Source organism: Mycobacterium sp. 4D054 (assembly GCF_052245755.1).
Classification (GTDB): domain Bacteria; phylum Actinomycetota; class Actinomycetes; order Mycobacteriales; family Mycobacteriaceae; genus Mycobacterium.
This window is the reverse complement of record NZ_JBQQCF010000002.1, coordinates 181,490-195,969: the sequence shown is the minus strand read 5'-3', so window position 1 is coordinate 195,969 and position 14,480 is coordinate 181,490. Positions and strand designations below refer to the sequence as shown.

General features: G+C 68.0%; 17 protein-coding genes. 8 read left to right on the top strand and 9 right to left on the bottom strand.

Features of this window, described 5'->3' with window-relative positions:
- The 3 genes from ACTWP6_RS02440 to ACTWP6_RS02430 are packed head-to-tail and all read right to left on the bottom strand — an operon-like array spanning position 1 to position 2,904.
- Complete coding sequence (locus tag ACTWP6_RS02440; protein ID WP_443186748.1) at positions 1-969, bottom strand: zinc-binding dehydrogenase; 969 nt, start codon at positions 967-969, stop codon at positions 1-3.
- A gap of 1 nt (position 970) precedes the next feature.
- Complete coding sequence (locus ACTWP6_RS02435) at positions 971-2,143, bottom strand: cytochrome P450 (protein ID WP_443186778.1); 1,173 nt, start codon at positions 2,141-2,143, stop codon at positions 971-973.
- 56 nt (positions 2,144-2,199) lie between these two features.
- On the bottom strand, positions 2,200-2,904 hold the full coding sequence (locus tag ACTWP6_RS02430; RefSeq protein WP_260758040.1) for an NIPSNAP family protein: 705 nt from the start codon (positions 2,902-2,904) through the stop codon (positions 2,200-2,202).
- Between the two features lie 75 nt (positions 2,905-2,979).
- On the opposite strand from ACTWP6_RS02430, the gene ACTWP6_RS02425 reads away from it, so the two are divergent.
- A complete protein-coding gene (locus ACTWP6_RS02425; protein WP_443186747.1) occupies positions 2,980-3,801 on the top strand; it encodes an SMP-30/gluconolactonase/LRE family protein in 822 nt (273 codons plus the stop codon).
- 31 nt (positions 3,802-3,832) lie between these two features.
- Positions 3,833-4,663, top strand: a complete 831-nt coding sequence (locus tag ACTWP6_RS02420; protein WP_443186746.1) for a thioesterase family protein — start codon at positions 3,833-3,835, stop codon at positions 4,661-4,663.
- A gap of 42 nt (positions 4,664-4,705) precedes the next feature.
- Here ACTWP6_RS02420 and ACTWP6_RS02415 read toward each other — a convergent pair whose 3' ends face one another.
- Positions 4,706-4,900 (bottom strand): ferredoxin, encoded by a 195-nt coding sequence (locus tag ACTWP6_RS02415; protein WP_260751505.1) that lies wholly within the window; start codon positions 4,898-4,900, stop codon positions 4,706-4,708.
- Between the two features lie 118 nt (positions 4,901-5,018).
- Between ACTWP6_RS02415 and ACTWP6_RS02410 the strand changes: the two genes are divergently transcribed.
- Positions 5,019-5,582: a TetR/AcrR family transcriptional regulator gene (locus ACTWP6_RS02410; protein ID WP_260751504.1), complete on the top strand. Its 564-nt coding sequence runs from the start codon at positions 5,019-5,021 to the stop codon at positions 5,580-5,582.
- Positions 5,583-5,608: 26 nt separating this feature from the next.
- On the opposite strand, the gene ACTWP6_RS02405 is transcribed toward ACTWP6_RS02410, so the two are convergent.
- Entirely contained in the window at positions 5,609-6,799 is a 1,191-nt protein-coding gene (locus ACTWP6_RS02405) for a CaiB/BaiF CoA transferase family protein (protein WP_260751503.1), read from the bottom strand.
- Positions 6,800-6,879: 80 nt separating this feature from the next.
- On the opposite strand from ACTWP6_RS02405, the gene ACTWP6_RS02400 reads away from it, so the two are divergent.
- From ACTWP6_RS02400 to ACTWP6_RS02380, 5 genes are read left to right on the top strand one after another with little or no spacing between them, the layout of a single operon-like run.
- On the top strand, positions 6,880-8,031 hold the full coding sequence (locus ACTWP6_RS02400; RefSeq protein WP_443186777.1) for a phosphotransferase: 1,152 nt from the start codon (positions 6,880-6,882) through the stop codon (positions 8,029-8,031).
- A 52-nt stretch (positions 8,032-8,083) separates the two neighbouring features.
- Positions 8,084-8,620: a TetR/AcrR family transcriptional regulator gene (locus tag ACTWP6_RS02395; protein WP_443186745.1), complete on the top strand. Its 537-nt coding sequence runs from the start codon at positions 8,084-8,086 to the stop codon at positions 8,618-8,620.
- Between the two features lie 44 nt (positions 8,621-8,664).
- The gene (locus ACTWP6_RS02390) at positions 8,665-10,152 is read left to right on the top strand and encodes an aldehyde dehydrogenase family protein (protein ID WP_260751500.1); all 1,488 of its coding nucleotides are present in this window, start codon (positions 8,665-8,667) and stop codon (positions 10,150-10,152) included.
- On the top strand, positions 10,149-10,547 hold the full coding sequence (locus ACTWP6_RS02385; protein ID WP_260751499.1) for a nuclear transport factor 2 family protein: 399 nt from the start codon (positions 10,149-10,151) through the stop codon (positions 10,545-10,547). Before ACTWP6_RS02390 ends, ACTWP6_RS02385 begins: the two co-directional genes overlap by 4 nt.
- On the top strand, positions 10,547-10,990 hold the full coding sequence (locus ACTWP6_RS02380; RefSeq protein WP_260751498.1) for a nuclear transport factor 2 family protein: 444 nt from the start codon (positions 10,547-10,549) through the stop codon (positions 10,988-10,990). Before ACTWP6_RS02385 ends, ACTWP6_RS02380 begins: the two co-directional genes overlap by 1 nt.
- 4 nt (positions 10,991-10,994) lie before the next feature.
- On the opposite strand, the gene rlmN is transcribed toward ACTWP6_RS02380, so the two are convergent.
- From rlmN to pyrH, 4 genes are read right to left on the bottom strand one after another with little or no spacing between them, the layout of a single operon-like run.
- Positions 10,995-12,092, bottom strand: coding sequence for a 23S rRNA (adenine(2503)-C(2))-methyltransferase RlmN (gene rlmN / locus ACTWP6_RS02375; protein ID WP_260751497.1), 1,098 nt, complete (start codon positions 12,090-12,092; stop codon positions 10,995-10,997).
- Between the two features lie 51 nt (positions 12,093-12,143).
- Positions 12,144-13,022, bottom strand: coding sequence for a phosphatidate cytidylyltransferase (locus ACTWP6_RS02370; protein ID WP_443186744.1), 879 nt, complete (start codon positions 13,020-13,022; stop codon positions 12,144-12,146).
- Positions 13,023-13,024: 2 nt separating this feature from the next.
- A complete protein-coding gene (gene frr / locus ACTWP6_RS02365) occupies positions 13,025-13,582 on the bottom strand; it encodes a ribosome recycling factor (RefSeq protein WP_443186743.1) in 558 nt (185 codons plus the stop codon).
- Between the two features lie 40 nt (positions 13,583-13,622).
- Positions 13,623-14,378, bottom strand: coding sequence for a UMP kinase (pyrH, locus tag ACTWP6_RS02360; protein ID WP_443186742.1), 756 nt, complete (start codon positions 14,376-14,378; stop codon positions 13,623-13,625).
- Positions 14,379-14,480 lie beyond the last annotated feature (102 nt).

Below are 14,480 nucleotides of genomic sequence, written 5' to 3'. Positions count from 1 at the left end.
TCAGGCCACGATCGCGATCTTGATGCGGCCAGGCATGGGGCGCGAGGCCATCTCGAACGCCGCCGTCGCCTCGTCGACCCCGAAGGTGTGGGTCAGGTAGCGGTCCAGCAGCCCCGGGTGGTCGCGGGCGAACGCGTCGGCTTCGGCGAGCACCCGCCTGCGCTCCAGGGTCACCCCCGACTTCAGTGTCAGGTTGTTACGCAGCATGGTGCGCATGCTGATCGGGTACCAGTCGTCGTCGGGCACACCGAAATAGAACACGGTGCCGCCGAACGCCGCGGCCTCGACCGCATGCGACAGCGTGGCGACCTGGTGTCCCACCGCCTCGATCACGATGTCGGGCTTGGTATCTGGACCCAGTCGGCTGACCCAGCGGTCGCTGGTGGCCCGCACCACCGTGTCGACCCCGAAGTCCGGGCCGGCGGCGGTACGGTCGACGGGGTCCACGCCGGTGACGTGCGCGGCCCCGGCGGCCTTGGACACATACGAGAACAGCAGACCGATCGAACCCTGCCCGAGCACGGCGACGTGGCGGCCCCTCAGGTCCGGTAGTTGCTCGACCGCGTACAGCACACACGCCAACGGCTGCAACGCCACAGCATGAGCGGGGCTCAGCGACCCCGAATAGGCCGCCAACCCGTCGCCGTCGGCGACCACCTGCTCCATCAGGCCGTCGAAGCCGGACGCCCACCCGACGACCCGGTCTCCGGTCCGGTGTTCGGGATGCCGGCTCGCGATCACCTCACCGGCGATCTCGTGGATCGGGAAGCCGTTCATCTCGGCAGCGCACGCACCGGTGTCGCCCGGAAGTTTGCCTTGGGCGCCCCGGAACCCGGGCAGATCGGACCCGCAGATCCCCGCGGCGAGGAAGCGCAGCAGCACCTGGCCCTCGGCGAGCGACTCCGGAGAGCGTTGCGGCACCTCGGTTTTCTCGAAGGTGAACGGCGCGACGAGACGGTAGGCCCACACGTCAAATCTCCACGGGGAGGTTGTTCCAGCCCCACTGGAAGCTCGACGGGGGCCGCGACGCGGCTTCGGTGTCGACGCGGAAGTCGGGCACCCGTTTGAGCCATTCGGTCACCATGATGGCGATCTCCAGTCGCGCCAGATGCGCTCCGAGGCAGAAGTGCTGCCCGCGGCCGAACGCGAGCAGCCTGGCCATCGGCCGGTTCCAGAGGAACTCGTCGGGCTGCGGGTATTCGCGCTCGTCCCGGTTGGCTGAGGCGAGCAGTGAGATGATGCGCTGGCCCGGGCGGATAGTGGTGCCGTGCAGGGTGAACGGCCGGCGCAGCGTGCGCGCGAACCACTGGGCGGGCGCGCAGTAGCGGATCATCTCCTCGCGCGCGACGGGCACGTTGGCGTCCAGATCCGAACGCACCTCGGCGAGTTGACCCGGCTGCGCCGACAGCTCCCACAGTCCGTGCGCGACGATCTTGGGCACGGTCTCGGTGCCGCCGATGAAGACACCCAGCATCTGCACCGCCGCTTCGGTGTCGGACAGCGCCGACCCGTCGGGCAGCCGGTAGGCCAGCAGGTTGTCGACGATGGGCAGCGCGTCGCCCTGCTGTGCGCGCCTGCGCTGCACCACCGGGGTGAGGTACTCCAGGTAGCCGGGCCGCGCGTTGGCCACTTCGACGCCGCTGCCCGGTTGCGCAAGGCTGCCCGCGTTGACAGTGGCCAGCACGTCGCCGGCGAGATCGGTTGGCAGGCCGACGAGTTCGCACACCACTGAGGCCGCGACGATCCCGCCGTAGTCCTGCGTCAGGTCGAACCGGCCCAGTGGTAGCAGTTCGTCGAGCCGCTCGTTGGCCAGCACCCGGATGCGCTCGCCGAGCCTGGCGACGTTCTTGGGCCGGAACGGCGCCGCGGTGCAGCGCCGGACCTCGTCGTAGATCGGCGCATCGAAGTTGGCGTGGAACGGCATCGGGTGCAGGGGCGGATCCGCGACCGGTCCGTCGTTGTGTTCGGCGAGCACCGCCGCGGCCGGCAGCGTCCCCTCCGACGCGACGAACGTCCCGTCGTCGATCTCCAGCACCCGCCAGATGTCGTCGAACCGTGACAGCGCGTAGGTGTCCCACTTGTCCAGGTAGTGGACCGGGTGCTCGTCGCGCAGAATGCGGTAGTACTTCAGCGGGTCGGCCATCACCGCCGGATCGAACGGGTCGTAGGTGAAGTCCGGTGCCACGGTCACATTCGCCCTCACTGCAGCGGGGACGGGGGCAGCGCGGCCAGGATGGAATCCTCCCAGCCGTCACGCAACGCGGGAGCGACGCTCATCCAGGTCACGATCTCGGCCGGCGGACTGTCCTTCCACGACGGGTAGTGGTTCTCGAAGCAGTCCCAGTCCCCTTCCAGCGCCCAGTAGTGGATCACCTCGTTGAACCGGAAGGTGGTGATGAACGAGCCCAGCCAGCGCTTGCCGGTCGATTCCGACCACGGCACGTAGAGACGTTCGAGCTCGCGGATGTAGTCGTCCTGGCGGCCGGGCTTGGTCTGCATGATCTCCTGAATCACCAGTCCGGCCTTGAAGTCCGACTGTTGCAGCTGTGCCAGGGTCTTGTTGCTGCGCCCGGCGTACATGATTCGGCCCTCGCCGCGCGCCCCGGTCTCGCGCAGGAATGCCGCCCACTTGCCTGCTGCGGCCTCGTGGCTGCCGCTGCGGGCCTGGGCTCGGCCGATGCGCGCGTAGTCGGCGAACGCGTCGATTTCCCAGACGACGGTGACCTGCGGCCAGTGTCCGTTGTACGGCGTTGTCTCCCAGAGGGCGAACAGCCGGGCGCCGAGCTCGGTCATCATCGGGTGGTACAGGCCGTCGAACTCGGCGACGAACCGCTGGCTGCCCGCCGACCCGAGGTCGATCGTCTCGTGCAGGTAGAGCAATGTGTGGCTGTGGTATTTCTTCATGTTCACGACATGCTCCCGGTTGACAGCTGCACCCAGCGAGCGTGACACTTATCCGGTGTTTTGTAAAGTCATGACATGACGTCCACTCCGCTGGCCAACGGCTTCTGCTTCGGCGAGGGGCCGCGCTGGTTCGAAGGCCTGCTGTGGTTCTCCGACATGCTCGGCGAAGCGGTGCACACCGTGACGCTGGCCGGTGAGATGAGCACACTCAGTCTGCCCGGCCACGCCCCGTCCGGGCTCGGTTTTCGGCCGGATGGATCGCTGTTGATCGTCTCGACCGAACACCGGCACGTGCTCGGCTACGACGGCGAGTCCGTGACCACCGTCGCCGACCTGTCCGCGATGGTCCCCGCCGCGCTCGGGGACCTGGTGATCGACCGGCACGGTTGCGCCTACGTCGGTTCCCAGGCCCGCGAGGGCGGCGTGATCGTGCGCGTCGATCCCGCCGAACAGCGCGCCGACGTGGTGGCCGACGGGCTGGCCTTCCCCAACGGGATGGCCATCACCGCCGACGGACGGACCCTGATCGTCGCCGAATCGACCGGGCGGCGCCTGACGGCGTTCAGCATCGACGACGGCGGATCTCTATTCGCTCCAAGGGTTTTCGCCGATAGCCTGGACGGCCCCCCGGACGGCATCTGCGTTGACGCCGCGGGCGGGGTGTGGGTGGCGATGACGCTGGCGCACCGGTTTGACCGCATCGAGGACGGCGGCACGGTCACCGACCGGATCGATGCCGACGGCCGCGCCGCCATTGCGTGCAGCCTGGGTGGCCCCGAGGACCGCACCCTGTTCCTGCTGACCGCTCCGGACGCCTACCCTGAGCGCCTGCGCGGCACCAAGCTGTCCCGTCTGGACGCCGTGACCGTCGACGTCCCGGCCGCCGCGCCGGCCTGACCCGCCCCGATCGGCCCCGAGAAAGGCAGCGATGTCCGATTCCTATTACGAACTCGTCGACACCGCCGAGGACCGCGGAGAGAAGTTCACCGCCACTGACTTGGTGCGCAGTACGTGGTCGGCGGCCATCCAGCACGCCGCACCGGTGTCGGCACTGCTGGTGCGCGCCCTGCAACGCTGCGAGCCGCGGGCCGACACCAGACTCAGCCGCGTGCTGGTCGACCTGCTCGGCCCGGTGCCCGCCGACGGTGAATTCTGGGTCCGCGCGCGACGGGAGCGTCCCGGTACGCAGATCGAACTGATCAGCGCCGAGATGCTGGCCCCGGGGCCCGACGGCCGGCTGCGGCCGGTGGCCAGGGCCAGTGGCTGGCGGTTGCAGACACTGGACACCGCCGCGGTGGCGCACGCCCCCGCCGAACCGCTGCGCCCGCTCTCGGAGGCCCGCGGCCGGGACATGAAGAAGGACTGGGACCGCAACTACGTCCACAGCCTGGATTGGCGGTGGCTGACCACGCCGATGGCCGCGGGTCCCGGCGAGTCGTGGATCAAACCCGAGGTCGACCTGGTCAGCGGCGAAGCGATGACGCCGCTCGAGCGGTTGTTCGCCGTGGCCGACGATGCCAACGGGATCGGCACAAGACTCGACATCCGCACGTGGACGTTCCTGAACACCGATCTGGCCGTCCACATCCATCGGGTGCCCGCCGGCGAGTGGATCGGGATCCGCGCCGAAACCAGCTACGGCCCGGATGGAATCGGCGCCACACTGGGCACGTTGTTCGACGAGTCCGGACCCGTCGGAGCGATCCAGCAGTCGGTCCTGCTCCGCCCCCGCCCGCCCAAACCCTCTCCCGCGGAATAGCGTTCCTGGCTGCCGCCGGGCCCTCGGCCACGACCAGGAACTCTATTCCGCGGCGAAGTACAGGGCGGCCGCGGGGCACTGCGTCACGGCCTGCTGCATGCGCTCCCGGTCCGACTCAGGACGCTCGGCGCCACGGATGACGACGGTGCCGTCGTCCTGCACCTCGAACACGTCCTCGGCGAGCGATTCGCAGATGCCGTGCCCGGTGCACTTGGTGAGATCGACTCCGACCCTCATGAACGCTCCGATCCTCAGCGCAGATTCCGCAGCTCCGTCTTGGCGGGCTGATCTCCCAGGCGGGGTGCAGTCACCGAAATAGCGTGACACTTAGCCGTAAATTTGTAAAGCTATCCTCATGCCGCAACGGACGCCGGATGCTCGGCCAACTCACGATGCCGACGACCCGGACATCTCCGCGCGTCAACGCATTCTGAGTGCTACGGCAGAAGTGTTGGGCCGCAACGGTATGACAAAGCTCTCGCTGTCGGAGGTGGCGGCCCAGGCCGGGGTCTCGCGGCCGACGTTGTACCGATATTTCGCCGACAAACGGGAACTGCTCGACGTGTTCGTGGTGTGGGAGCGGCAGTACTACGAACAGGCGATCGCGCGCGCCACAGCCGGCCTACCCGAATCCGAGCGCCTCGACGCGGCTCTGCGGGTCATCGTGGAATATCAACTGTCCTACCCAGGTTTGCGCATGGTCGACGTCGAACCCGACCAGGTGATCCGGCGACTGGCCCGCGTGCTGCCGCTGATGCGCGAGCGGCTGCAGCGACTGTGCACCGGACCGGACGCCGCGCTCGCCGCCGCCACCGCCGTGCGGGTCGCGATCTCGCAGTACCTGGTCCGCAGCGACGATGCCGAGCAGTTCCTCGACCAGCTGCGCCACGCCGCGCGGGTCAGGAACCCAGGACCGTAGATACGTCCGCGCGGTACAAGGATCGCCTATTCCGAGCTGAGCGCACGCGCAGCGACCTCGGCCAGCACCTCGTCGGTGTGCTCACCCAGACCGGGTGCAACACTACGTATTTGGGCGGGAGTGCCGTGAAAGTCGGCCGGGGTGGCAACCATCGGCACCGAACCGCCGCCAGCGTCGGGGACGTACACGATCCCGCCCGCGGCATGGAACTGTTCGTCGGCGACGACCTGCTCCAGCGAGTTGATCGGCGACCAGAACAGATCCGGCTGTCCGGCAAAGACTTCCGCCCAACCGGCGAGGGTCCTGCTGGCGAAGATCTCGTCGAGCTCGGCGATCAACTCGGTTGCGTGGGCGGCCCGGGCGCGGCCCGTGGCGAACCGTTCGTCGGTCAACCACCCGGGTCGCTGCACCGCCGCGCACAGCGCGGGCCAATGCCGATCACCCTGCAGGCCCACCAGCCAGAACCGTCGTCCGTCGCCGGCGGTGTAGTTGTTCATGCACGGGTTTGCCATCGACTCGCGTTGTCCGATGGCGATCGGATGGCCGGTGATCAGGAACGTGTTGAGGTCGAAGCTGACCGTGTAGGCGCCCTGGCGGTACAGCGAGGTCGTCACGAGTTGCCCTGTCCCGGTGCGGTTACGCGCCACCAACGCAGCACAGACCGCCCCGGCGAGCGTCATACCCGCCATGTGATCGCCCATGCCGCCGCGCTGAAACGGCGGGGTCTCCCCCGGGCGCGTGAGCAGATGGGCCAGGCCGGCCCTGGCCCAGAACGCGGCCACGTCGTAGGCCGGCCGGTCCGCGTCAGGGCCCTGGCTGCCGTATCCGGTGATCAAGCCGTAGACGAGCCGCGGGTTGGCCGTCGCGACCTCGTCGAAGTCCAGCCCGATGCGGCGCAACGCCCCGGTGCGGATGTTGGTCAGGAACACGTCGGCGCCGGCCAGCAGATCGCGCGCTGCGGTGTTGCCGTGAACCGTCGTCAGGTCCAGCACGACGCTACGCTTTCCGCGGTTGTCCATCTCGAACGGCGGGCTGACGTGGTGGCGATCCTGCGGATCGATACCGAGCATCCGGCCGAACGTGCGCGCCGGATCGCCCTCGGGAGGTTCGATCTTGACGACGTCGGCCCCCCAGTCGGCAAGGATTCCGCCGGCGGCCGGACCCGCTACCCACACGCCGAGTTCGACGACTCGAACACCCGCCAACGGACCCGTCATACCGACCACCTCGCGACACTTTACAAAATTACGTCGATTTGTAAGCCTTTGTGAGCTACCGGTCCAAGCCTAGGAGTCAACTGGTGTCCGTCATCGCCAATCGGATCGTTCCCGCCGCGGGGTTGGCCTCCCATCTTGGCCGCGGTATCCGCCGGATCGGGACCGACGCGCTGATCGGCCACCGGCGCGCACTACCCCGCACCCTCGCCGACCTCGACGCGACGGCGATGTCGTCGCTCATGGGACGCACCGTCACATCGGTGACGGTGCTCGACGGCGACGCCGGCACCTCCTCTCGTGCCCGGCTGGCGCTGACCGGCGACGACGTGCCGGGGTCGGTGTTCGTCAAGATGGCGGCGGAGACCGTCGCCATCCGAATCATGGGTGAGCTGGGCAACCTCGCCGCGACCGAGACGCGCTTCTACCGCCAGCTCGCCCCGGAGCTGACCGGCGTACCGGGCAGCTACGGCTCGCGGTTCGACCCGGTCACCGGACGCTTCGTTCTGGTGCTGGAGGATCTGGCGGACCCCTCGAAGGCGCCGTGCGAGTTCCCCGACACCCTGCACCCGATCGATCCGGAGCGGGCCGCTCTGGTGGTCGAACTGCTCGCCCGGCTGCACGCGACGTTCTGGGGCCGATTGCCGGAGCGCAGCGGGACCGGTCCGCTGGGCTGGCTCTACACCGCGTCCGGCGACAGCGCGTCACTGCTCACCGCGCCGCTGCTGCGGACCTCGGCACGGCGGCTGGCCGAGCGCACCGATCTACCGGTGTACCGCGGCCACTTCATCTGCGAGAACTACCGCGCCGCGGCCTCGCTGATCGACCGGCCGCCACACACCGTGATGCACGGCGACGCCCACCCCGGCAACCTGTACTTCCGCGCAGGCCACCCCGGCCTGCTGGACTGGCAGGCGGTCAGGCGTGGACACCCCAGCCGGGAGCTGGCGTACACGCTGGTCACCAGCATGACCGGCGAGGACCGGCGACAGTGTCAACGCGATCTGCTCGACGTGTACCGGGGGGCGCTGGCGGCGTCCGGCGGTCCGGAGCTCGACCGCGACGAACTCTGGGACCGCTACCGGCAGGGCGCGATGTACCCGTATGTCGCGGCACTGATCACCGCCGGGATGGGCGGAATGCAGGACGAGCAGATCGCGGTCAAGGGAGTGGAGCGCAGCCTTGAGGCGCTGGAGGACCTCGACACCGTCGCGTTGCTCGACAAGAGTTTGTGACCGACAGGCCACGCTTTACGATCGACACCGAACCCGTAAGTGAGGCCCCTACGTGAATCAATCCGCAGCCGACGCCGCCGAGGACACCTCGACGAGGACCAGGATTCTCGCGGCCACCGCAGAGGTGCTGGGCCGTTCCGGTCAGACCAAGCTGAGCCTGTCCGAGGTCGCGTTGCAGGCCGGGGTGTCGCGACCGACGCTGTACCGCTGGTTCGCCGACAAGCAGGCGCTTCTCGAGGCGTTCGGCGTTCATGAACGGCAGATGTTCGAGACCGGCATCGCCAAGGCCACGGCCGGCCTGCGGGGTAACGACCGGGTCGATGCGGCGATGCGGTTCATCGTCGAATATCAGCAGTCCTATTCGGGAGTGCGGCTCGTCGACATCGAACCCGAGGTCGTCATCTCCCGGTTGTCCCACATCATTCCGGTGATGCGCGCGCAGTTGGAGAAGCTGCTGCCGGGCACCAACGGTGCGGTCAAGGCCGCCACCGCGATCCGAGTTGCGGTCTCGCATTACATCGTGCGCGCCGACGACGACGATCAGTTCCTGGCTCAGTTGCGCCATGCGGTGGGAATCAAGACAAGCTAACCGAAACGCGTGACACTCGGCGGAAAACTTGTAAAGCTGTCCCCATGACGACAGCGGAGACCGAAACCGGAGTGCTCGCCGGCGACGAGCGCATGCTCATCGACGGGGAACTGCAAGCCACCGGAAGCGGAGCCACCTTCGAGGTCATCCATCCGGCCAGTGAGCAGGTCGCCGGACACGCCACCGACGGCACGGTCGAGGACATCCAGCGTGCCGTCGGCGCGGCGCGGCGGGCCTTCGACGAGACCGACTGGTCGCGCGATCTCGACTTCCGCTATCACTGCCTCAGCCAGTTGCACGATGCGCTGGAGCGCAACAAGGAGCGGCTGCGTCGCATCTTGATCACCGAGGTGGGCTGTCCCGTCTCGGTGACCGGCAGCCAGATCGAGAGCCCGATCGAAGAGGTCAGGCACTGGGCAGAACACGGCCGCAACTTCGACTATCTAATCGACAACGGCGTCCATGACACGCCGCTCGGGCCGGCACGACGCAAGATCCACTACGAGGCGGTCGGCGTCGTGGGCGCGATCACCCCCTGGAATGTGCCGTTCTATCTCAACATCGCCGAGACGGTGCCGGCGTTGATGGCCGGCAACACCGTGGTGCTCAAGCCCGCCCAGCTGACCCCGTGGTCGGGCACCGAGTACGGCCGAATCGTGGCCGAGGAGACCGACATTCCGGCCGGGGTGTTCAACGTAGTGGTCTCCAACGCCAACGAGGTGGGTGCCGCGCTGTCCGCCGATCCCCGCGTGGACATGATCACGTTCACCGGGTCCACCGCGACCGGGCGGGCGATCCTGGCCGCGGGCGCGCCGACGGTCAAGAAGACGCTGCTCGAACTCGGCGGCAAATCGGCCCACATCGTCCTCGACGACGCCGACTTCAACGCCGCGCTGCCGATGGCGGCGATGATGGCGTGCGTGATGTCAGGCCAGTCCTGCATCCTGCCGTCCCGGATCCTGTTGCCGCGCAGCCGGTATGACGAGGGCATCGATACGCTTCGGACGATGATGGAGAACTTCCCGGTCGGGGATCCGTGGACGCCGGGCAACATGCAGGGACCCCAGATCAGCGAGACGCAGCGGCAGAAGGTCCTCGGCCTGATCTCCTCGGGTATCGACTCCGGTGCGCGGCTGGTCACCGGCGGTGGCATCCCGGAGAACCTGCCGGTGGGGTACTACACACAGCCCACCCTGCTCGCCGACGTGGATCCGAATTCGGTGGTGGCGCAAGAGGAGATCTTCGGGCCGGTACTGACCGTCACCCCCTACGGCACCGACGACGAAGCCATCGCGATCGCCAACAACACGATCTACGGTCTGTCCGGCGAGGTCAGCAGCGCCGACGTTGACCGCGCGTTCGCCGTCGCCTGCCGGATGCGCACCGGCAATGTGACCATCAACGGCAAGAGCCACTTCGGCATCGGCAGCCCGTTCGGCGGCACCAAGCAGTCCGGCCTGGGGTACCGCAACGGTGAAGAGGGTTACAAGGAGTATCTGGAGGCCAAGACGATCGGCATGCCGGACCAGTGAGTCTGCGGCAGCTGGCCGATCGTCTGGAGATCGAGAACCTGCTGACGCGCTACTGCCGTGCCGTCGACTTCAAGGACTGGGCGCTGTACCGGTCGATGTTCGCCGACGGCGCCCGCGTGGACTATTCGGCGGCCGGCCTGTTCGCAGGCACCTCCGACGATGCGGTCGGATATCTCACCAGGCACCAGGGGTCGATCACGGTCGGCATGCACTACGTCACCAACATCGAAGCCGAGATCGACGGCGACACCGCCCGCGTGGTGGCCATGTGGTTCAACGCCGTTGAGCTGCCCGGGAAGTCGGGCATCAGTTTCTTCGCCGGGCGGTGGCACGACGAGATGACACGGACTCCGCAGGGCTGGCGGATCCGCGCCCTGCGACTGGAGGTGGTGTGATGACCGACGCTTCCCGGGTGAGCGACGAACTGGAGATCCGTGATCTGTTGAGCCGCTACGCCCGCGGCGTCGACACCAAGGACTGGGAGCTGTACCGCTCGGTGTTCACCGAGGACGCGGTGATCGACTACTCGTCGGCAGGCATCCCGCCGGGCTCCCGGGACGAGATCACCGGCCTGTTCAGCAAGGCGTTCGCGGCGATTCCGTGGACGATGCACTACATCACCAACATCGAGGCCGAGTTCGATTCGGGGCCCGATGGCGACACCGCCACCGTGCGCGCGATGTTCTACAACCCGATGCAGCTGCCGGGCATGGCGGAACAGAGTTCGTGCGGCGGGTACTACTTCCACGACCTCGTCCGCACGCCGGACGGCTGGCGCAGCCGCCACCTGCGGGAGGACAACGTGTGGTTCGTCAACCGGCCCGGCGCCACGCCGTGACGCGTCAGCTCTGAGCAGCGAGTTGGCCGCAGGCGGCGGCGATTTCGCGGCCGCGGGTATCACGCACGGTGCAGGAGACCCCACGCTCGCGCACCCGCCGGACGAACTCGCGCTCGACCGGCTTGGGGCTGGCGTCCCACTCACTGCCCGGGGTCGGGTTCAACGGGATCAGGTTCACGTGCACCAGGGGGCCGAGCTTGCCGTGCAGCTTCTTGCCCAGCAGATCCGCCCGCCACGGCTGGTCGTTCACGTCGCGGATCAACGCGTATTCGATCGACACCCGGCGCCCGGTCACGTCGGCGTAGTAGCGGGCCGCGTCGAGGACTTCGTCGACCTTCCACCGGTTGTTCACCGGCACCAGGGTGTCGCGCAGCTCGTCGTCGGGGGTGTGCAGCGACACCGCCAGCGTCACGTTGAGCCGCTCGTCGGCCAGCTTGCGGATCGCCGGGGCCAGGCCGACCGTCGACACCGTCACCGACCGGGCCGAGATGCCGAAGCCGTCCGGCGCGGGCGCGGTGATTCGCTTCACGGCGGCCAGGACGCGGTTGTAGTTGGCCAGCGGTTCGCCCATGCCCATGAAGACGATGTTGGACAGCCTTCCCCCATCGCGGTTGCGCAGTTCGGCGCCGGCGAAGCGGACCTGTTCGAGGATCTCGGCCGTCGACAGGTTGCGCTTCAGTCCGCCCTGCCCCGTCGCGCAGAACGGGCACGCCATCCCGCAGCCGGCCTGTGACGAGATGCACACGGTGTTGCGGTCGGGATAGCGCATCAGCACCGACTCGAACGTGGTGTTGTCGCCCGCGCGCCACAGCACCTTGCGGGTCTCACCGGAGTCGCACTCGATCTCGCGATCGGCGTGCAGCAGCGTCGGGAACAGCGTGGCGCCGACCTGGTCGCGTACCGCAGCGGGCAGGTCGGTCATCTCGCGCGGGTCGGCGATCAGCCGGCTGAAGTATTGGTTGGCCAGCTGTTTTCCCCGGAAGGCGGGTAACCCGAGCTCGGCGACCGCGGCTGACCTCTCGGCGTCGGTGAGGTCGGCGAAATGCTTCGGCGGCAGCGCGCGGCGCGGAGCGTCGAAGACCAGAGGAAGTGGATTCGGCATGACTGCCGTCCAGTATCCCCTGCTGACGGGCGCTCAAGCCAACAGCGGCGGTCAGGCCAGCAGCGTCAGCACGATCCAGGTGGCGACCGCCGACGGCAACATGGCGTCGATGCGGTCCATCATGCCGCCGTGGCCGGGCAGCAGATTGCTCATGTCCTTGATGCCGAGGTCGCGTTTGAACTGGGACTCGACCAGATCCCCGAGGGTGCCCGTGATCACCAGCATCAGGCCGAGCGCGACGCCGGCCCACCACGGCTTGTCGAGCAGGAAGACCACGGCAAGCACCGACGCGGTCACGCCGAACAGCAGCGAGCCGGCCAGTCCCTCCCAGGACTTCTTGGGACTGATCGCCGGGGCCATGGTGTGCTTGCCGAACAGCACTCCGGCGATGTAGCCGCCGATGTCGGAGAACACCACGCCGAGCATCAGGCAGAACACGCGGTTGGCGCCGTCCTCGGGGTAGATGAGCAGCGCGCCGAAGCTGGCGAACAGCGGCACCCAGGTCGCGAGGAACACCGCGGCGCCGATGTCACGCGAGTAGTTCTCCGGCGCGTGTTTGAGGCCCTGCCCGACCAGCCGCCAGATCATGCACACCACGACGGTGGCGGCGAAGCCGCCCAAGGCTCCCGCCGGACCGAACGGCCAGGTCAGCCACAGCGTGGCCTGACCGCCGACCAACAGCGGCACCATCGGGATCCGATATCCGGCCTCCCGGAGGCGGCTGCTGACCTCATAGGTGGCGATCGCGACCGCGGACGCCACCAGGGCGAGCCACAGGTAGGGCGCGAAGAGCAGGATCGCGATCAGTCCGCCGCCGAGGGCGGCGCCCACGGCGATGGCGGCGGGCAGATTGCGCCCGGCACGTGACGACTTCGTCGGCGGCTCGTCGACCGGCTGGGGTCCCACGGGGGTCGAGTGCTGGTCGGTCATGGTCAGACCTCCAGCAACTCGCCTTCCTTGTGCTTGACCAATTCGTCGATCTGGTTGGTGTACTGGTGGGTGGTCTTGTCGAGGTCCTTCTCCGCGCGGGTCACCTCGTCCTCACCCGCGTCGCCGTCCTTCTTGATGCGCGACAGCTCCTCCATCGCCTTGCGGCGGATGTTGCGCACCGACACCTTGGCGTCCTCGCCTTTGGCCTTGGCCTGCTTGACCAGGTCGCGGCGCCGTTCCTCGGTGAGCTGCGGGATCGACACCCGGATGACGTTGCCGTCGTTGGTCGGGTTCACCCCCAGGTCGGAGTTGCGGATCGCGTCCTCGATGTTGCGCAGCTGGTTGGACTCGTAGGGCTTGATGACGACGAGCCGGGCCTCGGGCACGTTGATGCTGGACAGCTGGGTGATCGGGGTGGCGGCGCCGTAGTAGTCGACGTGGATGCGGTTGAACATCCCCGGGTTGGCGCGGCCGGTGCGAATCGACGCGAGGTCGTCGCGTGCCACCGAGACGGCCTTCTCCATCTTCTCCTCGGCATCGAAGAGGGTTTCGTCGATCACTGCTTGTCTCCCGTCGCTGTCGCTGCCCCGGTGCCCACGGCTAGGTGGTGACCAGTGTCCCGATCTTCTCACCCGCGACGGCGCGCGCGATATTGCCGTCGACGAGCAGATTGAACACCAGGATCGGCATACCGTTGTCCATGCACAAACTGAACGCCGTCGCGTCGGCGACTTTGAGCCCGCGGTCGATGACCTCGCGGTGACTGATCGCGGGGAGCAGTTCTGCGTTCTGGTCCACGCAGGGGTCGGCGGTGAACACCCCGTCGACCGCCTTGGCCATCAGCACCACGTCGGCCCCGATCTCCAGCGCACGCTGGGCGGCGGTGGTGTCGGTGGAGAAGTACGGCAGCCCCATGCCGGCGCCGAAGATCACGACGCGGCCCTTCTCCAGGTGCCGTACCGCGCGCAGCGGAATGTAGGGCTCGGCCACCTGTCCCATGGTGATGGCCGTCTGCACGCGGGTGTCGATGCCCTCCTTCTGCAGGAAATCCTGCAGCGCAAGGCTGTTCATCACGGTGCCGAGCATGCCCATGTAGTCCGAGCGGGTGCGCTCCATGCCCCGCTGCTGCAGTTGGGCACCGCGGAAGAAGTTGCCGCCGCCGATGACGACCGCGACCTGCGCCCCGCTGCGGACGACTTCGGCGATCTGGCGGGCCACCAGTGCGACCACGTCGGGATCGAGCCCGACCTGCCCGCCGCCGAACATCTCGCCGCCGAGTTTCAGCAGGACCCTGCCGTACGCGGGTCTGATCGGGGAGGACGGGTCGGCGATCGGCTTGGCCGTTGGGTCTGCCATCGGGCTCCTTCCGGACTGCGAACGCGACACGATTGCCCCAATCCTGCCAAACTCGCGCGCCACTTTTTCCCGCGACCGTGCGAGTCTGCGGCCGCCACGCCG

What these genes read in the sequence shown, in the direction of transcription:
- ACTWP6_RS02410 (WP_260751504.1), top strand. Translation starts at nt 5,019, where the DNA reads ATGCCGCAACGGACGCCGGATGCTCGGCCAACTCACGATGCCGACGAC.
- ACTWP6_RS02405 (WP_260751503.1), bottom strand. Translation starts at nt 6,799, where the DNA reads ATGACGGGTCCGTTGGCGGGTGTTCGAGTCGTCGAACTCGGCGTGTGG.
- pyrH (WP_443186742.1), bottom strand. Translation starts at nt 14,378, where the DNA reads ATGGCAGACCCAACGGCCAAGCCGATCGCCGACCCGTCCTCCCCGATC.
- ACTWP6_RS02415 (WP_260751505.1), bottom strand. Translation starts at nt 4,900, where the DNA reads ATGAGGGTCGGAGTCGATCTCACCAAGTGCACCGGGCACGGCATCTGC.
- ACTWP6_RS02370 (WP_443186744.1), bottom strand. Translation starts at nt 13,022, where the DNA reads ATGACCGACCAGCACTCGACCCCCGTGGGACCCCAGCCGGTCGACGAG.
- rlmN (WP_260751497.1), bottom strand. Translation starts at nt 12,092, where the DNA reads ATGCCGAATCCACTTCCTCTGGTCTTCGACGCTCCGCGCCGCGCGCTG.
- ACTWP6_RS02435 (WP_443186778.1), bottom strand. Translation starts at nt 2,143, where the DNA reads ATGGCCGACCCGCTGAAGTACTACCGCATTCTGCGCGACGAGCACCCG.
- ACTWP6_RS02420 (WP_443186746.1), top strand. Translation starts at nt 3,833, where the DNA reads ATGTCCGATTCCTATTACGAACTCGTCGACACCGCCGAGGACCGCGGA.
- ACTWP6_RS02380 (WP_260751498.1), top strand. Translation starts at nt 10,547, where the DNA reads ATGACCGACGCTTCCCGGGTGAGCGACGAACTGGAGATCCGTGATCTG.
- ACTWP6_RS02425 (WP_443186747.1), top strand. Translation starts at nt 2,980, where the DNA reads ATGACGTCCACTCCGCTGGCCAACGGCTTCTGCTTCGGCGAGGGGCCG.
- ACTWP6_RS02430 (WP_260758040.1), bottom strand. Translation starts at nt 2,904, where the DNA reads ATGAAGAAATACCACAGCCACACATTGCTCTACCTGCACGAGACGATC.
- ACTWP6_RS02390 (WP_260751500.1), top strand. Translation starts at nt 8,665, where the DNA reads ATGACGACAGCGGAGACCGAAACCGGAGTGCTCGCCGGCGACGAGCGC.